Origin of the sequence: Methylomonas sp. TEB (assembly GCF_047777895.1) — a bacterium.
Taxonomy (GTDB): domain Bacteria; phylum Pseudomonadota; class Gammaproteobacteria; order Methylococcales; family Methylomonadaceae; genus Methylomonas.
In genome coordinates, this window is record NZ_CP180476.1 from 2,901,594 (window position 1) to 2,924,826 (window position 23,233).

The following is a 23,233-nucleotide window of genomic DNA, read 5'->3' on the forward strand; positions in this document are numbered from 1 at the left end:
ACCCACTATAGAGGTTCCTCCGGGCAGTTAATCGATAGTCATCCGCTGTCCGCTTTTTTTCAGCTTCTTCGCTAGATTCAGCGTCAATATGCCGTTCTCGTAACGGGCTTTGCTGGCTTCCTCGTCAATCTCGGCGGATAGTTGAAAGCTACGCGACACTTCACCGAAATAGCGCTCGCTGCGCAGCAATTTATCGTCTTTGTTTTCGGTATCCAGCTGGCTGATTTGCGCGCGGATGGCAACCACGTTGCCGTCGATGTCCACATGGATATTCTCTTTACCGGCGCCCGGAATTTCGGCTTGGACGATAAACTCCGACGGATTTTCCTTCACATCCACTTTGATTTGCGCCGGCAAACCGTCGCCGTGCAGCGGTTTAATGTAATAACCGGGATTAACATCGCGAAACAGTTCGTCAAACAGACCGCGACTAACAAATGGGCTTAAGTTACTCATGTCGATTCTCCTCTTTGTTGCATGTAAAAACCTGAATGTTTCTATGCCAATATGGTGTTAGACCACAAGAAATTCAAGAGAAAGACACTTAAAAAACAGCAGACAATCGCTGCAAAAAAATGGCTTAAAGAACTAGCGGCGTGTTAGCTATTTCGTTGGGATTTTCATTATTTAACGCCGGAAAATGCTGTTGCAATTGCGTCGTTATAAGGGCAATCCCCTCGATCACGCCTAATTCGAATCGGCCTGCCCTCAACTGCGCTTCCATCTGTTCGCAAATCCGGGCCCAAACCGCTTCGCCAACTCTGGCATGTATACCGCGATCAGCGACAATCTCCACATCACGATCAGCAAACAGCAAATAAATCAGCACGCCGGTATTGTGTTCCGTATCCCAGATTCGGCATTGTGAAAATACCTCAAGCGCGCGTTGTCTCGGCGTAACACCCTGCAATAACTCGCCTATCTCCAGCGCACTTTCCACCACAAAACGAATTTCACCCAAGTGCGATGCTTCGCTATCAGCAATCGCCGCTTCGATGGCTTGCAAGCTGCGCTTGGAAAACGCCAGACGCACACGCCAAGGACCACTAAAAATATGCTTTAGAAATCTGATCACTTGCATGGTCTACCATCTCCCCGACGCACCGCCGCCGCCAAAACCGCCGCCTCCGCCGGAGAATCCGCCTCCCGACCCGCCGCCAAAATCGTCATCGTCGTAAAAATTGTCGTTTTGCCGGCCGCGAAACGCACGTCTGCCATTGCTAAGCGAAACCATGAACGCAAACAATGCCGCAAGGCATACAACCAGCCAACCCGCGTTCAATAGCCAAGCGATAATACCAACCACGCTGCCGTTGATTATCCCGCCGAGAACGCTTCCAAACAGAGTCCGTAAAATCCAAGCGCCGGCCACCGCTAGAAACACCAAGAGGGGCAGTAAACGTTGCACCCGCCCATCGACAAACGATGCTTGAGGGGCAGGCAGAGGCACACCATCAAATATTCCGATCAGGCTATCGACACCGGCATTTATGCCCCCCGCGTAATCTCCTCGCCGAAAATACGGAATCATAATGTCGTCAATAATCCGCTTGGCCAATACATCCGGCACCACGCCTTCCAAGCCGTAACCCACTTCGATGCGCGTGACGCGGTCGTCCTTGGCCAGCAACATCAATATGCCGTCATCGACACCCTTGCGGCCCAGACGCCATTGTTCGACCACGCGAATAGCATATTGCGCAATATCTTCCGGCTGGGTAGTGGCAACGATCAATACCGCAATCTGGCTGCCTTTTTGTTGTTCAAACGCCTGTAAGCGTTGTTCCAGCTCGGTTCTTTGCTGTGCGGAGAAGGTGCCGGTCATATCGGTGACACGCTGTTCAAGATTGGGCACTACTTGCTCGGCATTTACGGCCGCCGCAAACAGACAAACCGCCAGGAATCGGGCGACCCAAAACCCTGAAAAGCCAGCTGTCTTCCGCATCTTATTTACCAAAATCAACCACTGGTGCAGTCGAAATGGCTTTCTCATTTTCAACGGTAAACGATGGCTTGGTTTTGTAGCCAAACAGCATCGCAGTCAGATTGCTGGGAAACGAGCGCACGGTGATGTTGTACTCCTTGATCGCGGCGATATAACGATTGCGTGCCACGGTGATACGGTTTTCGGTACCTTCCAATTGCGCTTGCAGATCGCGGAAATTGGCGTCAGCCTTCAGTTGCGGGTAATTTTCCGACACCACCATCAACCGCGACAAAGCCGAACTCAGTTCGCCCTGCGCCGCTTGAAACTTGGCAAAAGCCTGTTCGTCGTTCACCAATTCCGGCGTCACTTGCATGCTGCCGACTTTGGCGCGCGATGCTGTCACCGCTTCCAATACGTCCTTTTCATGTCCGGCGTAGCCTTTCACCGTATTCACCAGATTCGGTACCAAATCCGCGCGGCGCTGATATTGATTCAACACTTCCGCCCAACCGGCATTGATTTGTTCGTCTTGCGTTTGAAAGGTGTTGTAACCGCAACCGGGCAGCATCAATGTCGCGATTAGAAGAAAAACCTTTACTATGTTTTGCATCGTCCACTCCGTGAATAGAAAAATTTTTAATTGTTCACAGCAGCATAACACGTAGCCACTTAGCTCAGGCCAAGGGTCAGACTGTGGTCCTTATGCCCGCTTCCGCAACACCAATAGCCGGTTATTGGCCGGCATGGCGTGGTCGGCCTGTAAGGTCAAACCGATGTGTTCGGCCAAGGCCATGATCGCCTCGAAATCCTTGATACCGCTGCGCACGTCCCGTTCTTTCAGCCATAGGTCGAAACGGGCGTTGCTTTCGCTGGTATATGCACCGGCATAATTAAACGGGCCGTAGATACACATCGTCGCTTCGGCACCCAAATAGATTGCCAACCGCGCGAATAAGAGCCTCACTTCATCGCTGCTCATGATGTGCAAAGTATTCGCGGTAAATACCGCATCGATTTGTGCGCACGGCCATTGCAAATCCGCCACGTCCAAACTAAGCGGCGGCAGTAGATTTACCAGCTGTGCCTCGTCCCGCCATAACTGGATCCCCGGCAGATTCTCCGGCCTATCGGTAGGCTGCCATGTCAGATGCGGCAGGTTCTCGGCAAAATGACAGGCATGCTGGCCTGTGCCGCTGCCGATTTCCCAGACTGTCATGGGTTGGTCAAAGACCGTTTTGAGAATCTGTAAAATAGGTTCCTTGTTGTTCTCGCAGGCTTGAGAAAACGGCTTCTCTGTCGTCATGGGCAATGATTTGATGGTATGTTGGGGCTTTAACTCTACTAACATTAAAAATGGAAGTAAAACAAATCGCCAGCATGGCGCAAATCGAAGCCACGGCATGGAATCGACTGTGCGGACCCGACTATCCTTTTTTACGCCACGAATTTTTAGCCGCACTGGAACAAAGCGCCGCCGTTTGCCCGCAGACCGGCTGGGAAACCGCGCATTTATTGGTTTTCGACAATAAAAAATTGTTGGCAGCATTGCCGCTGTATTTAAAAACCCATTCCTGGGGCGAGTATGTGTTCGATCAGCAATGGGCTCAAGCTTACCAGCAGCATGGTCTGGCCTATTACCCGAAATTAATCAGCGCGATCCCGTTTACCCCTTGCCAGGGACAGCGACTGCTATTCGCACCGGATGCGGACCAAACGGCAATCTGCGCTTTGTTATTCAGTTTTATCCAACAACTTGCCGAACGACAGGGTATTTCCTCGTGGCATTGTTTATTTCCCGAACCTTCCCAGCTTGAGCTGCTGAGATCTTTAGGTTTAAGCGTCCGCGAGGGCGTGCAGTTTCAGTGGTTTAATCGTGGCTACGCGACTTTTACGGACTTTTTACAAACCCTAAGCGCCGACAAACGCAAGATGATTAAGCGTGAACGACGCCGGGTAGCGGAACAAGGTATTGAGCTATTGCGTGTTCCGGGGACGGAGGTTGCCGAGACCCAATGGCAGGTGTTTTTCCGCTTTTACGCACTGACCTACTTAAAACGCAGTTCCGAACCTTATCTCAATCTGGCGTTTTTCAAACAAATTGCGCGAACAATGCCTGAGCAATTATTGCTGGTTCTGGCAATGAAAGACGATGTGTACGTCGGCGCGGCCTTGAGTTTTATCGGCGCGGATACCTTGTACGGCCGATATTGGGGATGCGATGCGGAGTACAACGCGCTGCATTTCGAAGCCTGCTATTACCAGGGCTTGGACTACTGTATAGAACACGGCTTGGCGCGTTTTGATTCCGGCGCGCAAGGCGAGCACAAAATCTCCCGCGGCTTCGAGCCGGTCACTACCTACTCCACGCATTGGTTAAAGGATGCCGGTTTTGCCAAGGCCGTGGCGCAATTTGTAGCCCGGGAAAAACAGGCGATTGCGCATTACAAGCAAGACGCGGCGAATTACCTGCCGTTTAAACGAGCCCAATAAAACAGTACTGCGTCAGCTTTTTTCCAGCTCGGTTTGACAAGGCAAACAATACTGGCAGGCAATCGCCTGACGCCGTGCTTCCGGAATCGGCTCCCCACATTCCTGGCAATGGCTGGCCGATTCGCCCGTATAGATAGCTTTACGTGTCTCGGCAACGAACAGCTCGGTCATCTTGTCCATTCTTTCCAGAATAGCGTCGGTACCACCCGCCCAGGCTGTGGACATTATTGGGGCTCCTGAATCTGCATAGTTTTGTGTTTAACGATGGGCTTCCACCCACGCACCAAAAGCCTCAAACGGCATCGGCTTGCTGAACAAGTAACCCTGCGCCAAGTCGCACCGGTAAGTGCTGAGTTTTTCGATAATTTCCTGAGTTTCCACACCTTCGGCAGTCACCTGCAATCCTAAATTGTGCGCCAAGTTGATGGTGGCTTTAACGATGACTGCATCGTTTTCGCTGTGCAACAAATCGACGACAAAGGATTTATCGATTTTTAATTCCGTTAACGGCATGCGTTTTAAGTAAGCCAGTGACGAATAACCGGTGCCAAAGTCGTCGATAGACAATTTGTAGCCCATTTCATTCAGGCGCTGAATCACTTCCATGGCCCGCTCCGGATCGGTCATGATGGAGCTCTCGGTAATCTCCAACATCATCCAGCCGGGTTTGATATTGGCCGCCGCCGCCACACCGGCCATCACATCCGGCAGCTCAGGATCGTGTAAATCCTTGGCGGACAGATTGACGGAGATAATCAGTTCCCAGCCGCGCTTGCGCCATTCCGCGCAATGTTTGAACGATTGTTTCAGCATCCAGGCAGTCAAATGCTTGATCACCCGAGTTCTTTCCGCCATGGGTATAAATTCATCCGGCGCGATAAAACCGTGCTTGGGGTGTTGCCAGCGCACCAAAGCCTCCGCACCGTAAACCTGCCCGGTTTGCACCGACACTTTGGGCTGGTAATAAATATGTAATTGCTCTTTTTCGATAGCCTGGCGCAGCTCGCTCATCAGCGTTAAACGGCGCGGGCTGTGATCGTCGTAAGACGGCGCGTAAGTGGTGTAGCCTTCGTGCGATTGGCCGGCTACGAATAATGCCACGCCGGCTTTTTGCACCAAGGTATCGACATCGTCGCCATGCTCGGGGAAATTGACGATGCCGATATTACTGTGGATTACCAGACTCAGACGCTCGACTTTAAAGGCCGGATCCAGGGCCGCCTGGATATTTTTGGCCAATGTCAGGCCGGCAGTTTCGTTATCCACCGCCGACAACAACACGCTGAAAATATTGCCGTCGATACGGGCAACGCTATCGGTCCCCAACACCACGCTTTGCAGGCGCGTGGCTATCTGTTTCAAAATCAAGTCGCTGCTGTTACGACCCAGTGTGTCGTAAACTTCCTTAAAATTGGCGACTTCCACCAACAAGATAGACAGCATTTTGTTTTGATTGCCGGCGGCTAACATCGCTTGCTCCACCCGGTCGTAGAACAATACCCGGTTAGGTAGGTCCGTTACCGAATCGTGGGTGGTGGAATAACTGACTTGTTTTTCTAATGATTCGGCGCGAGAGCGCAGTTCCTGGGTCTGGTCCAAAATCATCGCCCCGGCTTGATAAGCGATGACCGAGCTGGAATATTGACCCCAAAATCCGAAAATAAACGGTAGCGCTTCAAGCATCCACAGACCGTAATTTTCGGTTTGCGCTTTAATGATGCCGTTTAAGGAAATTTCGCCGACGTAGTAATAACTCAAGGCCAACAGCGCACTGAGAATGCTGGCAATGGCGATAGCCACACCTTGATAAGTGGTTTTAGATACCTCGCTTTTCAGCACGCGAACATTTTCGTTCAGTATGTTTTTGGCGGGTATCATCTGTTTCTCGGCGTCTGTTTCATGAACTTGCTATCGTCGTTTAGCTTTTGCCGACCAAGCTTTGCAAGCTGGGAACCTCGACAAAATTCACTAAATATAGTTAGCCAAAACGTTAATTACAAACCTAAGCCTCTTAAACCACCATCTCGGCTTGCAGCAATTTAATCTGATCCCTGATCCGCGCCGCATCTTCAAATTCCAGGTTTTTGGCATGCTGATACATTTTCTCTTCCAGCTGTTTCAAGGCCTTGGCAGCCTGTTTGGGCGTCATGGCCTTGTAATTGCCGGCCGGTTCGGCGACTTTCGCTCTGGCATTGGAAATGGAACCGCCGGAACCGGGAATCGATAACTCCAAAATATCGGTAACCGATTTGAATATGGTTTTCGGCTGGATATTGTGCTCTTTATTGAACGCTTCCTGCTTATCGCGGCGGCGTTCGGTTTCGTCGATAGCCAGTTGCATCGAACGGGTAACCTTGTCGCCGTATAAAATTACCTTGCCGTTGGCGTTACGCGCGGCGCGGCCTATGGTTTGGATCAACGAAGTCAACGAGCGTAGGAAGCCTTCCTTATCTGCATCCAGAATTGCCACTAGCGAGACTTCCGGTATATCCAAACCTTCCCGTAACAAATTGATACCAACCAGCACATCGAACACGCCCAGCCGCAAGTCGCGGATAATCTCGACTCGTTCAACGGTTTCGATGTCCGAATGCAGATAACGCACCTTGACGCCGTGCTCCATCAAGTAATCAGTCAAATCTTCCGACATGCGTTTGGTTAAGGTGGTAACCAGCACCCGCTCCTGGATGGCGGTGCGTTTAGTGATCTCCGACAACAAATCGTCTACCTGACTGGTCGCCGGGCGCACTTCGACGATGGGATCGACTAAGCCGGTCGGGCGCACCACCTGCTCTACCACCGCGCCGGAATGCTCTTTCTCGTAAGTGCTTGGCGTGGCGGACACATAAATACGCTGACCGCAGATTTGCTCGAACTCCTCAAAGCGCAATGGCCGGTTGTCCAAAGCTGAGGGCAATCGAAAGCCGTATTCCACCAGGGTTTCCTTGCGCGACCGGTCGCCCTTATACATCGCACCGATCTGCGGCACGGTGACATGGCTTTCGTCTATGATCACCAGCGCATCCTTGGGCAAATAATCGAACATGGTCGGCGGCGATTCGCCGTCCGCGCGATTGGACAGGTGGCGGGAGTAATTCTCGATACCGGAGCAATAGCCCACTTCCATAATCATTTCGATGTCGAACAGCGTGCGCTGTTCCAGACGTTGTGCTTCCACCAATTTATGGTTGTCGCGCAATTGCTCCAGACGTTCGGCCAATTCGATTTTGATTTTTTCCACCGCACTAAGTAATTGGTCGCGCGGCGTGACGTAGTGACTTTTCGGATAAAGCGTAAAGCGCGCCAGACGCTGTGTGACTTCACCGGTTAGTGGGTCGAACATCGACAACCTTTCGATCTCGTCGTCAAACAACTCGATACGCAGGGCTTGTTCTTCCGACTCGGCTGGAAACACGTCGATCACCTCGCCGCGCACCCGATATGTCGCCCGGCGCAATTCAGTGTCGTTGCGGGTATATTGCATTTCCGCCAAACGCCGCAATATGTCGCGTTGCTTGATCATATCGCCGCGCACCAAATGCAAGACCATCTGGAAATAAGATTCGGGTTCCCCCAAGCCGTAAATTGCCGAAACCGTAGCCACCACGATGGTATCGCGCCGTTCCAGCAAAGCTTTGGTGGCCGACAAGCGCATTTGCTCAATATGCTCGTTAAGTGAGGCGTCCTTATCGATGAAGGTATCAGAGGCCGGAATATAGGCCTCGGGCTGGTAGTAGTCGTAATAAGACACGAAATACTCGACGCTGTTGTCCGGAAAAAACTCCTTCATTTCGCCGTACAACTGCGCCGCCAGCGTCTTGTTGGGTGCCATGATCATTGCCGGGCGTTGGGTTTGTTGGATCACATTGGCAACAGTAAAGGTCTTGCCCGAGCCGGTCACACCCAATAAGGTTTGATGCAATTCACCGTCGTTGATGCCTTCCACCAGCGCCGCGATGGCGGTGGGCTGGTCGCCGGCCGGTTGATAGCGGCTTTGAATTTTGAACGGTTTATGCGCCGGCCCCTTTTTTTGCGGCCGCGCTTCTTCCACGCCCAGAACACCCGTGATCGCCGACTGGCTAATCTCCATGCGCCGTTTATCGCTCATGCCCTACCCTCTGAAATTTGGTTCAACACCGGCTTATTTACAAGCCGTTTCCGGCTGGTCGTATCCCAGGGTATCCAGCTCGGTCTTCGGATGCAAAAATCCTTCGACCGGCGCCACGCTGACTAAAGAACGCGGTGCAGCCAATAATACCGGTTGCCGCAATTGACCGTCCCAAGGGCGGAACGACAGGGGCACGCCTTTGTAACCCTGCAACGCAAACGCTTCGGAGAACACATAATCCTTAATCGCCTGAGTTTGATTGGATTTGCTGCGGACGCTGGCCTCGCCTATCGCCCGCACCGCCAGATAGGCCGCATAATCTTGTTCTTCCATCCAGCGGCCGGCGGTGTCCTTGAAGCGATTTTGCAATTGCACCGCGCCCCATTGTTCGTGGGTTCTGTGCCAGGCGGTGGCAACCAAACCCTGCGTGCCGATCACGGGACGCGGTTTCCAGGTCCGGTAATCCAGATATTCGCCGAACAAGCCTTGTTCGTCGGCCACCACCAACACGTCGTAATCGTCTACTTGCGTGAACACCGGCACGTCGGATTGCGCGCTACGGCGGGCGTCGTAATCGTTGGTCCAGGCTTTTTCCGCGACCAGTTTGATACCAAACTTCTTGGCCGCGCGTTTAATGGCCGCTGCGTATAACTTGTCTTCCGGCGTGGGACCTATCACCAAAAACCAGTTTTGCCAGCGCTTCTTTAACATGTATTGCGCCAGCGCATCGGCGCGCATGGCCCGGCTGGGCAATATGTGCAAAACCTGATGGCGGCAATCCGTGTTGCGCAACTCGTCGTCGCTGGTAGAAGCATCGAACAGCAATTTGTTTTTCGCCGCCGGCAAATCGGCGAGCTTGTTTAATTGGTCTGGCTGCACGTTCAACACCACCAAACCGACATCGTCGCCTAATTGATTGAAGGCCTGCTGCAAATCGCCGCCCACCGGCACTACAACCTGCTTTAACTCGTAGTGCTGGCCGGTAAATTGCCCGGTGGTATTGTTATCGGCAATCGCCAATTCGGCGCCGATCTGGCCTTTGTTCTGGATAAACGGATCAAGATTGGATAAGGCAGCCGGGGCGGCTCTTTCCTGACTAAAATAGCCGATTTTGACCATCTGCTTGGCAGGCTCGGCAGGTTTGCTGATCTGCGGTTTGGCAGGTGCGGCTTTCTTGGCAGGCGCGGCAACTGCGCTGCTGATAGGCAACGCGGCGAGCCAACAATAACAAAATGAAACAATCGCTATTTTTTTCATAATCCGGTTCGGAACGATATAAAAGCCATATTTTAACGGATTCGCTTTGGCTGGGCTTGGTCAATAATCGTCACGCTCTATTGAATTTTAACGGTTTAACATCAATACTTAGCCACCTTTACATTTGCCGCGCTTGCCATGTCTGAGCCAGATTTCTCTTTAGATTTTCTCGATCAAGAGGTCACGATTGATAGCTCATGGTCTAACAAACGCAGTGCGGTTCGTTATCGACGCAACGACATCCGTGCCGCCGTCAAAGTCAAAAGTATCTGGTTTCCACGCCTGTTTCCGGTCGTGTTGCGGGATGTGAGTAGCCGCGGCGCGGCGATATTCAGCGAAAAAAAACTCGGCAAGAATCAGCGGATATTCCTGTATTTATTGTTCGCCGACGGCAAGCGTTTCGATATACCCGCGCTTGTTGTACATTGCGACCGGGAAAACGGCCGTTACGGCATCAAGTTCGACAACATTGAAAAACATTTGGCAGAGCATTTACTGCACACCCAAACCGATCTGCTATTCAGCTAAGCGCAAAACAATATGCCAATACTCAGTGAAATTTATATATACCCGGTCAAATCGCTGGCCGGCATTCGCGTAGAACACTGGCCGGTGGACCACAAAGGCTTGCTGTACGACCGAAAATGGATGCTGATAGACGGCGATAGACAGTTCCTCAGCCAACGCCGTTTACCAAAAATGGCCTTGATTAAAACCCGCATTGCAGATCAACAGTTAATTTTGTCGGCTCCCAATCAAGCGGATCTAACACTGCCTTTGCAATCGGAAGACGGCGACGACATTGAAGTGGTAGTCTGGCACGACGTTTGTGTCGCCAAAACATGTGGCGCTGTTGCCGATGCCTGGCTAAGCGATTTTTTACAAACCGAGTGCCGGCTGGTCTACCAAAGTGATGACGATATTCGCCAGGTCGATCCTAACTATGCTTTAGAAAGTGATCAAACGTCGTTTTCCGACGGCTTTCCGTTTTTGATCGTGTCGGAAAATTCCTTAAACGCCCTAAACCAAGCCATGCCGTTGGCAATTGACATGATTCGCTTTCGGCCCAATCTAGTCGTCACCGATTGCGACAGCTACGCCGAAGACACTTGGCGACGGCTTAGCATCAACGATATTAGTTTTAGATTGCCCAAACCCTGCTCGCGCTGCTCGGTGCCCACCATAGACCCGCTCACCGCCGCAACCGGCAAAGAGCCGTTGACGACGCTGAATCGTCTGCGCAAATGGCAAAACAAAGTCTATTTTGGGCAAAACGCCTTGCACGATAAACCCGGCAGCTTGGCAGTCGGCCAGACCGTGCTGATCCATGAAATCGGCGAACCGCAGCCTCCGCTATCCCTAACTTAGAAAATCCCGCACTTTCATTACTCCTCGTCCGGCGATTGCCGGTTCGCCAGTCACGCCGTCAATGGTGGTATCCGCGCATTTGGGTGCTTCCCATGTAGATGCTTTGTTTACTTGTTTGTCGAAGCTGTTCGCTTGGCTAATCGGGGCTTTTGCAGTTTCACATCAGTTTGACAAAGCCTTCCTCTGCTTATTTAGTAATGGGTATTTCTAAGCTAAAAAGCCTACTTTCAATTACCCGCTCTATCGAGCTAAGCAATAAATCAAACCCCACCTCGAAATAAAAACGATATTTCGTACTTCATGCGACATATCGTGCCAAAACGCTTCCACACCAATTATGCATGCTGACTCCTCCTACCAAGCACAGCCATAAAATATATTTAAAAACATAAAGATAAATTATTTTCCCGCACAAAACTAATAACTGGCATAAGAATTGGCTATTAATTCCCGTAATACAATTTTTTGAATAAAACAGAAGTAATTTAATTCAATTTATATGGCAATTTAGCAGCATGAGAAATTATTTTAATCCACTGCATTTAAATACTTACTAGATGCCTGCATTTTGCACGGAACCAGTCATTAATATAAATATATTACCGCCAAATCTAATCAAATATAGAGGTATCAAGATGGAATCAATTAAATTTAAAAAGAGCATCGGTAGCGATTTTAAGAAGCTACCTACAAACCACGGTTGCCGGACTCGCAATGTCGCATTGGCTATCACATTGCTGCTCGGCGCCCATTCCGGATGGGTGTCGGCCGCAGCTTTTGACAGCAATATTGTAATTCGCGGTTCGGCCGAGTTTGATAGCCTCGGTTCCCCAGCCGATCCCATAAACGCCATCCAGACAGGCTCGCTGACCAGCATTATCGCCGGCTCTACTTCCACCACCACGCTGGTGGGTTCCTCGGTCACAGGTCCTGACCCCTTATCAGGCACCTTAAGCCAGATCGGCGATGGTTTTGGTATCAATTTAAACGCTAGCGGCACTGGCGGCGCCGAGCCCTCAAACATCAGCCCGCTGTTCGGCGACTATACCTTTTCGATTGAGAACAAGTCTGCCGTGGATAGTTTTGTGGTGAACTTGCAATTCCAATACAGCCATCAAGTCGAAGCCACCGACACACCGCCACTAAACAATGACGGCGAATTCGCACAGTCCATAATTGGCTTTTACAAAGCCGATGGCAAGGAACTGGCGTTTTCTAAAATTGTTTCGGATCCCGTTCGCGGTAACGAAAAATTCATACCCAGTAATCCGAATACCAATATCGCTACCGGTAAAGGCGGCCTGGTATCCGACGTCGGCACTCTATTGTTGTCGTTTCTATTAAACCCAGGCGATTTGATCAGCTTTGGCGATAGCAACCCCGATCTATTCATATTCGGCGGCGCGGACTCCGGCAGATTTTCGATAAATGCGTCCAGCCTGATTACAGTCGATTCGGTCACCAAGCAAACCAACAACACGGTACCGGAGCCGGAAACCCTGTGGTTGCTGGCTATCGGCTTGATCTCAGTCCTTACCAGCAAACGCCGTCTCTACGCTTTCAATTAATTTCAACTCAATCTAAAGGTACTCAACATGTCAAAAGCATTCAACAAACCACTCTTGAAACTGGCCATGATCGCTATCACCGGCTTACCTGTATCTGCCTCGGCTTGCGGTTCCGACCCATTTCTGGGCGAGATTTGCACATTTAGCTTTAACTTTTGCCCGCGCGGTTATCTGGAGGCCGCCGGACAGACCCTGAGCATTGCGCAAAACACAGCCTTGTTTTCGCTGTTGGGTACGCAGTATGGCGGTGATGGACAAACAACATTTATGCTACCGGATCTGCGCGGCCGTTCGCCAATCGGGGTCGGGCAAGGTCCGGGGCTATCGCCCATATCGATTGGCCAAGAAGTCGGCTTAGATTTTGTAACCCTAGGACTAAACCAAATGCCTTTCCACTCCCATGGTGCGCAAACTTTTTTAGATAACGTTTCCGCTACGATTGACGCAGTAAGTACAGCCGGCAATAAGAGTACGCCCTCCGGCAATGTATTAGCGGCATCGACATCGAGAGATAATATCTATTCAAGCGACGCCCCCAACGCTTCCCTAAAGGCAAACATCATAAAATTTACGGGTAGACCAACCACTTCCGTTCAGCCCGCCGGACAAAGCGTGCCTTTTGATAACCGTTCACCTGCTTTGGGTATCACTTACTGTGTAGCCACACAAGGTATTTTTCCTGGCCGAAATTAGCGGCTGGAATTCTATAAACCTGCCCTGTTGATGGCAAATAGTCTGAAGTGATATCCACAACTCACCTAGTGCCCACGCAAAAAGTGGGCACTAGGTGGCTAGGTAAAACACGCTGCTGGCCGGGTAAACAAAAACCGATTTACCCAAGTTTAAATCCCACAAAAAAACCGCCTGCACCGCTAACACCCCGGCTGGTAAACACCGCCAGCCTATCCAGCAAGAAACTGCCGGATTCCTTGGCAACCTCAGCGGCTGAGCTAGCCGCATTTTCCAACGCCATATTGTTGATGTTGATAAGATCGTAATATTCGGCAACGAACAAAATCGACACAATTGCCCCGCCGACAAACAAGGCCGTGCGCAGCATTTTTTTAGCGAAATAGCCGACCGCCATTCCCAAAATAAACGGTGCGCCTAAATTGCCCAGTAAGAAGGCTTCGGAAAAAATATCGTTGGATGCGTGTGTTTCAATGGCGTTATTCATAAAATCCAGTCGTAAAATGTTTAAAAATTTTCGACGATTTTATAACGAATCCGGCAACATAGAGCATTTACTGGTCAGCAACATCTAAGCAGCCTGCGACGCATAACACGGGCCGGCAAGCGCCTCTGCCGCTATGGCTTGTAAGTCAATCACCCTATCCACCGAGGCGATAGTCTCCGGACGATGGGCGATGATGATGCGGGTCAATTTCAGTTGCTGCACCGCACCGTTCACCAGCTTTTCGCGGGCCACGTCCAAGTGGCTGGTGGCTTCGTCCAACACCAGAATCTTTGGGCGTTTGTACAAAGCCCGGGCCAGCAATACCCGTTGTTTTTGGCCGCCGGACAACACCGTGCCCATATCGCCTATCAGTGTGTTGTAGCCCATGGGCATGGTCATCACATCCTGATGCACCGCCGCCAGTTGCGCGCAGGTTTCGATCCAGGCTTGATCCGGTTCCGGATCGAAAAAACAGATGTTGTCGGCAATCGAGCCGGCGAACAATTGATCTTCCTGCATCACCGCCGCCACCATATTGCGGTAATCGTGACTGTCGATGCGGTTTAAGCGTACACCGCCGATCAGAATTTCGCCGGCACTGGGCTGCAATAAACCCAAGATTAATTTTGCCAGCGTGGTTTTGCCGTAACCGGACGGACCAATGATCGCCACCGACTCGCCTTCGGCAAAATCCAGATTCAGATTTTTCAGTACCGGCGGCTCGGATGGCGCGTAACTGAAATCCAGATTGCGGATTTGGATCGATGCCGGCAGTTGCTCGTGACGGGCACCACTAACATGCTCATCTTCGGCTTCCGCCAACGCAATATCGGCGACCCGTTCGGTGTGCAGGCCCAGCATTTTGAATTCGATGCCTTTTTCGATGAAGCTGCCCACCCGATGAGTGAACTGGTCTTTAAACGACATAAACGCAAACAGCATCCCCACCGAAAAGCCGCCGTCCAGAATAAACAAGGCGCCTAGCCAGATCACCGCGATGTTTTCCACCCCAAACAACAAGCTGTTCAGGGCGCGGTAAATAATATTCAGCTTTTGCACGCGGATGCCGGCGTTGAAATGATCGACCATCAAATTTTGATAGCCGTGCCGGCGTTGCAACTGGCGGTTGAATAACTTCACGCTCTGCATGCCGCGCACGGTTTCCAGCAGATTGGTTTGCTGCTTGGCGGCGCGCAGAATCTGCTCTTCGCTGGCCGCGCGTAATGGGGCGAACGACAACAAGCGCAATACTCCGTAAAGCAGCGCGGCCAAGCTGACGATAGCCGCAAGCTTCCAGCTGTACACCAGCATCATACCCAGTGTCACCAACGCCATCACGCCGTCAATAATCGCTTCCAGAAAGCTGGTGGTCAGGGTGCGTTGAATCACGTTTAAGGATTCGAAGCGCGAGACGATGTCGCCCAGATGCCGCTTCTCGAAGAAATTCATCGGCAGCTGCAATAAGTGTCCGAACAGATTGCTCATCATCTGCAAATTCACCGACGTACTGAGTACCAGCACCACCCAGGAGCGTAGCGCGGTAATGCCGATCTGAATCAAGGCCAATAGCAAGAACCCCAAGCCCAGTACGGTCAACAGATTGGTGTCCTTCGCAACCACCGCGTTATCCACCACCAGTTGCATAAAAAAAGGCGCTACGATTGCAAACACTTCGATGGCTGCCGCCAATAAAATGATTTGCAAGGTAGCGCTGGAGGCACCGTTCAATCGGCCGATGAGGCGGGAAAGTTTGATTTGTTGACGTTCGGTTTTGGCGGTAAAAGCTTGGGTGGGCTGCAACTCCAAAGCAATACCGGTGAAATGTTTGGAGACCTCGGTATAGGGCAAATGCACGGTACCTTTGGCCGGATCGTGTATCGTCGCCACGCCGCGTTTGACCTGGGTCAAAACTACGAAATGATTGAAATCCCAATGCAAAATAGCCGGCAGGCTAAGTCTGCTCAGTTCGTTCAAATCCACCCGCACCGGCCGCGAACCCAGATGCAATTGGTTGGCAATCTGGATCAGATGATTCAAGGTCGAGCCTTTCAGCGACAGCGAAAACTTCTGCCGCAGACTAGCTAAATCCACCCGGTGACCATGAAAATTGGCCACCATCGCCAGGCAGGCGAGACCGCACTCGGCCGCTTCGGTTTGCAGGATCAGCGGGGTCTTCTTGCGGCCGGAAAAGTCGAGGATGTTTTGCATAGTCATGATTAAACCCGTCCTAGAATGCTGTAAAGAGGATCGAACACCCATTCGATCAGGCGGCGATGATCCAGCCAAATATCCGCATCCAGCAGCATGCCGGATTGCAGCGGAATATCCTGGCGATAGGCTTGCACCGCTTGTTTGTCGATCTCTACCGTTACCCGGTAAACCGGCTCTTGCAGCGTCACCGGCAAGTCGGCTTCCTTGGGGGTAATCAAGGTTTTGGCAATTTCGACGATACGCCCTTGATGACTACCGAAGCGTTGATAGGGAAAAGCCTGGTACCGTACCGACACCGTCTGCCCCTGCTCGACAAAGCCCACCGCGCTGGACGGCACCAGTAATTGGGCTTGCAATTTGGCACCTTGCGGCAGGATGGACAGCAAGGGATTGGCGGTCGTGGCATTTTGTCCCTGCTCCGCCAGGATCGTGGTGACGGTGCCGTCGTGCGGTGCGGTAATCACGATGTTGCGGCGCGACTCGGATTCGGTGATGTTTTGCGCCAAGGTTGAAATATTGCGTTCGATGGCCGCACGCTGGTTTTTAAATTTCATTTGGCTACTGTCTGCTTCCAATTGCGCGGAATGGATGTCGCGTTGTAAGGTCATCTGTACCCGTTGCAGTGCTTGCAGCTTGGCTTGATGATCCAACCATTCGTCTTGTTTTTGCTGCGCTTGCACCGCCGATACGAATTTGGTGCTCAGTAGCTGCTGATAGCGTTGCGAAGTCGCGGCGGCGCCGGCCAAACGCTGCTGCTGGGTGTCTATTTCATTATTGACTTGTTGCAACTCGCGTTGCATGCCATGCAGTCTATCCAACACGGAGCGGTATTGAATCTGGTCGATTTGCTCTTGTTTGATGAGTTCTGTTTCCAGACTTTCCCGTCGCTGCTTCAATTGCTCTATCGCCGCGGCCTGAGCTTGCGGGGTTTCCCTTGAACTACTTTCGGTGGATAACACGAATAAAGTATCGCCGGCTTTAACCGCTTGCCCTTCGCGTACGTGTTTCTCGATCAAGGTGCCGGCCTGCGGCGCATACACTTTGATTAATCCCATGCTCGGCGACAAATAGCCATTCACATGCGATTTACGGGTGTATTCGCCCCAAAAGGCAAAGGCGACCAGCAGCAAAGCGCTGCTGACGGCTAAAGCGGTGAGAAAGGCAAACGACAAGGATTCCACGTGAATAACCTCCCCTAAGGGCTTGTCTTTTTTAAAGTCCAAGGCTTGTTGTCGAAATAACTCATGTTTCATAGCGCCGTTTCCTTCTCACCCTTTTTGACATTGCGACCAAAACCCTCAAAGAACGCCGTAGTCGGCTGCCCGCCGCATGTCTTCGGTCGGCTTGAGGTTATTGGTCACCACTTGCGGACATCTAAAACATGCCGAGCGGCCTTCCTGTAGCCACCAACGACAGTCGGCACGAATCGCGCACACCGGCAATTGCTCGGTGACCTTCGGCGTAAAACGCACGACTTTTTCAGCCAGCCGGCATTTGGACTCCGCTTCCGCGTAGTGCCCGCAACCGGTGCAGGCGCACGGCGCGGAGAAACGAAACACTTCCGCCGGACTGACAGGGCCTGCCAGTTCGAGCAATTGCTCGGTCACCGGTTGCGGGGCGTGCAGATAAGCCATTTCCGGCTGATCCGCAGTACCGGTCATTACGCCGATGACTTGGGCACCTTCCCATTCCGGCTGTGCGCTGGGACATAACACTGGGTTCTCCGAGGTCATGGCCTTATCAACCCAGCTGGGTTGCTCCTTGCAGGCCGCCCGCTAAGCCACCGGCCAAACCGCCGGCACCCTGATTGGTAATCACATTATTTAATCCTCTAAACTGATCGAACCAGGGGCCGCCGGCGATAATGCCTTTATTCAGCACCAAGCTTAACGAGGCGCCGCCGCTAACTTGATCCAGTTGCGCCTGATTCAACTCAACGCCGGCAGCCTCGCGGGCTTGCAAAGCGCGTTCTATGCCTTGCGCGGCAAAGGCGGATAATTCATCGGCAGAAATTCGAGTGGTTTTGTTTGACATGACAGCTCTCCAAAAAATAAAAGATGACTTCAGGGAAGTGATTTAGCGCACAACCAAGCCAGCATTGGCTTTAATCACGAACGACCCTGGATTGATGACCGGCCAGAATTTGCGGGGAAACTGACTTAAGTCAGTGCCGACATCGACTAAACCGCCGGAAACTTGGCTGATTTCCTCAGGTTGCAACACCTTAAGAGCTTGATCTAATTTGGATTTTTGAGACATTGTCTTTCTCCTTAATAAAGTGATGAGGCCGGCACATAGCTGGCCCAACGACTGCGATACCGGCAACATTGCTTGCCGAACCACATCCCCATCTACCGGTTTGTGAACTTGAGCGGGTATTGATACTTTAGGTGTTCGTCCCCTCGGAAAGCTGTGAAAAATTCCACTGCGAATGGCGGTAGTTTTTCATTCGATAAGGATTCGTGCCGCTATGGCGGCTACGCTAAAAGCGGAGCTTGGCTGGATGCGTAATTTGCGAAACTTTTTTACCGGCTAAATTTAAAGATCGTCTTCAGCATCTACAATTATTATCGCGGCCTTAAAATACCGTTGGCCTAAATACCTTTAGGGTACAGGGTCTATCGAAGGCTTAAACCGCTTCAGGCTTCGACGAATGCAGCCCAAACGGGGCAGTAGCGATAAATTGGGCCGATTTGCATGACAATGTCTTTGATACAAATGACGGCATTTATAGAATTTGGCGATTTTCGAGAACCAAACTGATCGGGAGCTGCCGCTTACGCAATTGCCCGAACTCGACACGATTCCAGCTTTGCAGCGTACTGCCCAAGATGCGCTAACAAGATCACTTCACAGCGATAGCCATTGACCAAACAACCATGAATAACGCGCCTTCACCCGCGAAACAGACAACGTTATCCGAAGCAGTTGCTCCTTCATTTACCCGAGTTTTAATTTCCAATATCGTGGGTTTGGTGATGTTGCTTGGTCTGGCGCTGTTAATAGGCATGACTTGGCAAAGCGTCGCCAGCACCGAAGAAACCACCCGGCGGGAGGTGAAAGAAACCCTGGACCGAGCAACCGAGCGCCTGCAGATTTTGATTCGCGCGGCGGAGATGACAGCCGAATCCGCTGAACGTGCTGCGATAGCCCCGGAGGTAACGGGTGCCACATTACAATCGACACTGGAATATTCGCTGGCGGCATTCGAACAACGCCCGGAATTAAGTTATCTGGGCATTTCCTTGGCAGCTTCAGGCGAATACGGCGCGTTGGAACGGACTGCAAATGGCGAGATTTTACTTTGGCTATTCCCGGGTGACCGCACGGAAGGCCCGCCTGCGCGAAAGTTCATATTGACCGAGCAGGGATTCGTGCTCCATCAACAGCTGTTTAACCAACACTACGATCCCCGCAGCGATGCGTTCTACGCAGCCGCTTTGCGCAGCCCGAGCGGCGACACCTGGGTTCCGGCTTACCGCTGGGCGGCGCCATTTACAGGCAACGAGCCTTTGTGGGGCTTCAGCTACGGCAAAGTCCTGAAAGATACGGGCGGTCGTTTGATCGGCGTTCTGGATGCTGACTTCGACATCCCGGCATTGAATAGCTTTCTAAGCGCCATAGGTACGGAATATCACTCCCGGTTTCAGGTCCTGGAGTTGGGAGCCGCTCCCCGCCTAATCGGCGATCCGTTGCAAGTAGGCCGAGCGCCGTTGCCCTTGCCTGCCGATTTGAGCCCTTTGCTGAATTTCACCGGCGAATTATTCCTAGACCGCATGCTATTGGAAGGCGAGCAACGCTGGGTTGCCGCCCGCCGCATGCCGCTGAAAGGCGGCATGTCTTGGTTGGTCATTACTTCGCGAAAAGTATCGTTTATCGAAGACATGCTGCGTCGCCAGTTGTATCAGGTGGGCGGTATGGGCTTGGCAATTACCGCAGGACTGGTGCTGGTTTCGATGCGCATGGCCCGGCGCTTCGGCAAACCGCTGGCGGCGCTGGAGCGCCGGGTCGCCGGCATCGGTCATACCGAATTGGAACCCCCGGCGGCCGCCACTTTCGCCACGAACGAGTTCCGGGAAACCCAAATTCTGGGTGAAGCCCTCGACCACATGGCCGTGGCCGTTAAACAACTGCTGGAAGCCAAGGAACAGCAAGCCGCTTCTCTGGCATTAAAAGGCGCAATTTTCGACTCCACCCACACCGCAATCTTTAGCCTGGATCACCAATTGACCGTTATAGAATGGAACGCCGCCGCAGAACGTTTGTTTGGCCTGGCGCGTGAATACATTCTGGGTAAGGCCATCACCGATGCTGTGCTTGCGCCTGACGGCCACGCTGATTGGGCCGAGATTCTCAGCACCCCCGATTCCGGCGCGTTTCAATTTGTCGGCACCCAAGGCGTGTTCGACGCGGAATTGCGAGTGGCGGCTTTTACACGCAACGGCTTGGAAGTCCGCACGCTGTTTCTAAACGACATCTCGGAACGACAACGCGCGGATGCCGCGTTGCGTGAAAGCTTAGCCCGCTTCCACGCCGCCACCCGTGCGACCGGAGATGTCGTGTGGGACTGGGACTTCGCCAGCAACAACATCTGGTGGAGCGAGAACTTTCAAATTGTGTTCGGCTACACCACTGACGAAATTTTGCCTTCATTCGACTTCTGGGCCCGCCGCATCCACCCCGACGACCGCGACCGCGTGGTTGCACACCTTCAAGCCACCGTAGCCGGCAGCGAGAACACCTGGTCCGAGGAATACCGTTTTCGGCGCAAGGACGGCAGCTATGCCGACTTGTTTGATCGCGGCCAATTGCTCTGTGACGACACGGGACGCGGCGTGCGGATGATAGGTGCCATTCAGGACATCACCGCGCGCAAACAGGCCGAGCTGCAGATTCGCTATCTGGCCACCTACGACGGCCTCACCGGCCTGCCCAACCGCGACCTGATCCAGGACCGCATTGCCCAAGCCGTCGCCCACGCGCGCCGCGCCGGCAATCAGCTGGCACTGCTCTATCTGGATCTGGATCGCTTCAAGATAGTTAACGACGGCTACGGCCATCCATTCGGCGACGCGGTGCTGAAGGTCGCCGCCGAACGGCTAGGCAGCCTGGTCAGGGACGGTGATACCGTGTCTCGCCTGGGAGGTGACGAATTTCTAATTTTGCTGACTGATTTAAATAAAGATAGCGATGCCTATTTCCTCGCCCAAAAAGTGGTCAGGCATCTTGATTGTCCGCTTCTGGTTCAGGGGCGTAATATCCATTTGTCCGTGAGCATTGGCGTCAGCGTATTCCCGCAGGACGGCGAAACCGCCGAGGCGCTCATCGACAACGCTGACGTGGCGATGTACCGCGCCAAGGACCTAGGCCGCAACACCTGTCAATTCTTCACCCGCGAGATGAGCGAGGAAACCCTGCGCCGTGTCAATATAGAAACGCGCTTGCGGGAAGCGTTGGCATTGGGACAGTTTCAGCCGGCCTACCAACCCAAGGTCAACTTGAAAAACGGCCAAATTTCCGGCTGCGAAGCCTTATTGCGCTGGCAACATCCCGAAATGGGTGCGGTATCTCCCGCTCAGTTCATTCCAATTGCCGAGGACTCCGGGCTTATCGTGCCCATTGGCGATTGGGTGCTGCGCGCAGCTTGCGCTCAGGCAAAAGCCTGGACAGACGCCGGTTTGCCACCGGTCTGTGTGGCGGTGAACATATCCGCGCGCCAGTTTCTACAGCAGGATGTGATCAGTTGGGTGATGAATACGCTCGAAGACACCGGTCTACCGGCCTCTCAACTCGAACTGGAGCTGACCGAGAGTTTGATCGCTCAGGATGTCGAGAAGGTCATCGCCACTTTTAGCCAGCTCCGGACCGCCGGGGTGAAGCTGTCCATAGACGATTTCGGTACCGGCTATTCCAGCCTCAGCTACTTGAAACGATTTCGCGTAGATACCCTGAAAATTGATCAATCCTTCGTGCGTGACATGCTCACCGATCCGGAAGATGCCACTATTGTATTGGCGGTGATTGCACTGGCGCACAACCTGGCGTTCAAGGTGATCGCCGAAGGCGTGGAAACCGAACAACACTGCCAGTTTCTGCGCGAACACCACTGTGACGAGATACAGGGCTATTACTTCAGCAAGCCATTACCGGCATCAGCATTCGAGGTCTTGCTGCGTACCGGCAAAAGCTGGGTATAAACGGCAGGCGCTCGGCGGGATAGCTTTTGCAAAGTTGAAGTTCGCCAATGCGCCGAGCTCTATTCCCGCTGCCGCCGTAAAAGGGGTATGTCTGTGATTTAATTGGCCGACAATCTGTGAAATACTTCACTATCATGACGCAAACTTAGTAAGCTAGGCGTCAACTACAAACCAGACCGTTATCAAAAGCGGCACTCTACTAAACCAAGCGGTTATAGCCTCATCATGCAAGCAGAAGTCATCGCCAGTCTGAACCACATCCCCTTCCTCGCCGATCTGCCCGAGGAGGCTTTGGAAGCTTTGGCATCCAGGGCCAAGGTCATTAAATTTCCGAAAAAGGCCATGATCATCGCCGAGGGCGACCAGACCAGTTCGCTGTACATTATTTTGTCCGGCAAGGTGCGGGTGTTTGGCAGTAACGACAAAGACAAGGAGGTCACCTTATTGATTCAGGAGGCCGGCTCGTATTTCGGCGAACTGGCCTTGCTCAGCGACGAACCCCGTTCCGCGGCTGTCGAAGCGCAGGAAAAAACCGTGTGTGCGGTCATCGCCAAAACCGATTTCATCCACTGGTTGAAACTACACCCCGATGCGGCGATTGCCTTACTTAAAGTATTGTCGGAAAAAGTCAGATTCCTCACCGAGAAAGTCAAACAAATGGCCTTGTCGAATGTTTACGAACGTACCATTAAGGTGCTGCAAGACATGGCGGAAAAAGAAGGCGACGTCTACGTGATTCATAACCGCCCCACTCAGCAAGAGCTGGCGACCATGGTGGGTTCATCTCGGGAAATGATTAACAAAGTGATGAAAGAACTGACCAAAGGCGGTTACATCAGCGTCGACGAAAAAACCCTCCGCATCGAAACCACCCCACCGGCCGCATGGTGAGCTGCCTGTAGCGATTATCGGCAACGCATGATCGCAACT

The 23,233-nt window shown here is 52.3% G+C and carries 22 protein-coding genes; 7 read left to right on the forward strand and 15 right to left on the reverse strand.

Features of this window, described 5'->3' with window-relative positions; translation table 11 throughout:
- Window positions 1-27 precede the first annotated feature (27 nt).
- The 5 genes from ACMXD4_RS13005 to ACMXD4_RS13025 form a co-directional block, all read right to left on the reverse strand.
- Window positions 28-456, reverse strand: a complete 429-nt coding sequence (locus tag ACMXD4_RS13005; RefSeq protein ID WP_101052961.1) for an Hsp20/alpha crystallin family protein — start codon at window positions 454-456, stop codon at window positions 28-30.
- A 124-nt stretch (window positions 457-580) separates the two neighbouring features.
- Window positions 581-1,081, reverse strand: coding sequence for a TPM domain-containing protein (locus ACMXD4_RS13010; protein ID WP_415878351.1), 501 nt, complete (start codon window positions 1,079-1,081; stop codon window positions 581-583).
- Window positions 1,082-1,084: 3 nt separating this feature from the next.
- On the reverse strand, window positions 1,085-1,945 hold the full coding sequence (locus ACMXD4_RS13015) for a TPM domain-containing protein (RefSeq protein WP_415878352.1): 861 nt from the start codon (window positions 1,943-1,945) through the stop codon (window positions 1,085-1,087).
- A gap of 1 nt (window position 1,946) precedes the next feature.
- Window positions 1,947-2,537 (reverse strand): LemA family protein, encoded by a 591-nt coding sequence (locus ACMXD4_RS13020; protein ID WP_101053333.1) that lies wholly within the window; start codon window positions 2,535-2,537, stop codon window positions 1,947-1,949.
- A gap of 90 nt (window positions 2,538-2,627) precedes the next feature.
- On the reverse strand, window positions 2,628-3,230 hold the full coding sequence (locus ACMXD4_RS13025) for a DUF938 domain-containing protein (RefSeq protein WP_033158815.1): 603 nt from the start codon (window positions 3,228-3,230) through the stop codon (window positions 2,628-2,630).
- A gap of 50 nt (window positions 3,231-3,280) precedes the next feature.
- Here ACMXD4_RS13025 and ACMXD4_RS13030 point away from each other — a divergent pair, with 50 nt between their 5' ends.
- Window positions 3,281-4,417, forward strand: coding sequence for a GNAT family N-acetyltransferase (locus tag ACMXD4_RS13030; protein ID WP_033158782.1), 1,137 nt, complete (start codon window positions 3,281-3,283; stop codon window positions 4,415-4,417).
- A 12-nt stretch (window positions 4,418-4,429) separates the two neighbouring features.
- On the opposite strand, the gene ACMXD4_RS13035 is transcribed toward ACMXD4_RS13030, so the two are convergent.
- The 4 genes from ACMXD4_RS13035 to ACMXD4_RS13050 all read right to left on the reverse strand — a co-directional run bounded on the left by ACMXD4_RS13035 (window position 4,430) and on the right by ACMXD4_RS13050 (window position 9,782).
- On the reverse strand, window positions 4,430-4,642 hold the full coding sequence (locus tag ACMXD4_RS13035; RefSeq protein WP_033158783.1) for a TraR/DksA C4-type zinc finger protein: 213 nt from the start codon (window positions 4,640-4,642) through the stop codon (window positions 4,430-4,432).
- A 33-nt stretch (window positions 4,643-4,675) separates the two neighbouring features.
- Window positions 4,676-6,295, reverse strand: a complete 1,620-nt coding sequence (locus tag ACMXD4_RS13040; RefSeq protein ID WP_415878353.1) for a putative bifunctional diguanylate cyclase/phosphodiesterase — start codon at window positions 6,293-6,295, stop codon at window positions 4,676-4,678.
- A 133-nt stretch (window positions 6,296-6,428) separates the two neighbouring features.
- On the reverse strand, window positions 6,429-8,525 hold the full coding sequence (uvrB, locus tag ACMXD4_RS13045) for an excinuclease ABC subunit UvrB (RefSeq protein WP_415878354.1): 2,097 nt from the start codon (window positions 8,523-8,525) through the stop codon (window positions 6,429-6,431).
- Window positions 8,526-8,558: 33 nt separating this feature from the next.
- Window positions 8,559-9,782: an ABC transporter substrate-binding protein gene (locus tag ACMXD4_RS13050; RefSeq protein WP_415878355.1), complete on the reverse strand. Its 1,224-nt coding sequence runs from the start codon at window positions 9,780-9,782 to the stop codon at window positions 8,559-8,561.
- Between the two features lie 138 nt (window positions 9,783-9,920).
- Here ACMXD4_RS13050 and ACMXD4_RS13055 point away from each other — a divergent pair, with 138 nt between their 5' ends.
- The 4 genes from ACMXD4_RS13055 (at window position 9,921) to ACMXD4_RS13070 (ending at window position 13,411) form a co-directional block, all read left to right on the forward strand.
- The gene (locus ACMXD4_RS13055) at window positions 9,921-10,310 is read left to right on the forward strand and encodes a PilZ domain-containing protein (RefSeq protein WP_101053327.1); all 390 of its coding nucleotides are present in this window, start codon (window positions 9,921-9,923) and stop codon (window positions 10,308-10,310) included.
- A 12-nt stretch (window positions 10,311-10,322) separates the two neighbouring features.
- A complete protein-coding gene (locus tag ACMXD4_RS13060; RefSeq protein WP_415878356.1) occupies window positions 10,323-11,150 on the forward strand; it encodes an MOSC domain-containing protein in 828 nt (275 codons plus the stop codon).
- A gap of 635 nt (window positions 11,151-11,785) precedes the next feature.
- Complete coding sequence (locus ACMXD4_RS13065; protein WP_415878357.1) at window positions 11,786-12,718, forward strand: PEP-CTERM sorting domain-containing protein; 933 nt, start codon at window positions 11,786-11,788, stop codon at window positions 12,716-12,718.
- A gap of 27 nt (window positions 12,719-12,745) precedes the next feature.
- Window positions 12,746-13,411: a phage tail protein gene (locus ACMXD4_RS13070; protein ID WP_415878358.1), complete on the forward strand. Its 666-nt coding sequence runs from the start codon at window positions 12,746-12,748 to the stop codon at window positions 13,409-13,411.
- Between the two features lie 139 nt (window positions 13,412-13,550).
- Here ACMXD4_RS13070 and ACMXD4_RS13075 read toward each other — a convergent pair whose 3' ends face one another.
- The 6 genes from ACMXD4_RS13075 to ACMXD4_RS13100 all read right to left on the reverse strand — a co-directional run bounded on the left by ACMXD4_RS13075 (window position 13,551) and on the right by ACMXD4_RS13100 (window position 18,365).
- A complete protein-coding gene (locus tag ACMXD4_RS13075) occupies window positions 13,551-13,895 on the reverse strand; it encodes an FUN14 domain-containing protein (RefSeq protein ID WP_171695170.1) in 345 nt (114 codons plus the stop codon).
- 84 nt (window positions 13,896-13,979) lie between these two features.
- The gene (locus ACMXD4_RS13080; RefSeq protein WP_415878359.1) at window positions 13,980-16,109 is read right to left on the reverse strand and encodes a peptidase domain-containing ABC transporter; all 2,130 of its coding nucleotides are present in this window, start codon (window positions 16,107-16,109) and stop codon (window positions 13,980-13,982) included.
- Window positions 16,110-16,111: 2 nt separating this feature from the next.
- Window positions 16,112-17,359: an HlyD family secretion protein gene (locus ACMXD4_RS13085; RefSeq protein WP_415878360.1), complete on the reverse strand. Its 1,248-nt coding sequence runs from the start codon at window positions 17,357-17,359 to the stop codon at window positions 16,112-16,114.
- A gap of 45 nt (window positions 17,360-17,404) precedes the next feature.
- A complete protein-coding gene (locus tag ACMXD4_RS13090) occupies window positions 17,405-17,839 on the reverse strand; it encodes a nitrogen fixation protein (RefSeq protein WP_415878361.1) in 435 nt (144 codons plus the stop codon).
- A gap of 7 nt (window positions 17,840-17,846) precedes the next feature.
- The gene (locus ACMXD4_RS13095) at window positions 17,847-18,140 is read right to left on the reverse strand and encodes a hypothetical protein (RefSeq protein ID WP_033158791.1); all 294 of its coding nucleotides are present in this window, start codon (window positions 18,138-18,140) and stop codon (window positions 17,847-17,849) included.
- Window positions 18,141-18,182: 42 nt separating this feature from the next.
- Entirely contained in the window at window positions 18,183-18,365 is a 183-nt protein-coding gene (locus ACMXD4_RS13100) for a hypothetical protein (RefSeq protein ID WP_033158792.1), read from the reverse strand.
- A 620-nt stretch (window positions 18,366-18,985) separates the two neighbouring features.
- On the opposite strand from ACMXD4_RS13100, the gene ACMXD4_RS13105 reads away from it, so the two are divergent.
- Both ACMXD4_RS13105 and ACMXD4_RS13110 read left to right on the forward strand, forming a co-directional pair.
- On the forward strand, window positions 18,986-22,303 hold the full coding sequence (locus ACMXD4_RS13105) for an EAL domain-containing protein (RefSeq protein ID WP_415878362.1): 3,318 nt from the start codon (window positions 18,986-18,988) through the stop codon (window positions 22,301-22,303).
- 225 nt (window positions 22,304-22,528) lie between these two features.
- Window positions 22,529-23,194, forward strand: coding sequence for a Crp/Fnr family transcriptional regulator (locus ACMXD4_RS13110; protein ID WP_415878363.1), 666 nt, complete (start codon window positions 22,529-22,531; stop codon window positions 23,192-23,194).
- The last annotated feature ends 39 nt before the right edge of the window (window positions 23,195-23,233 follow it).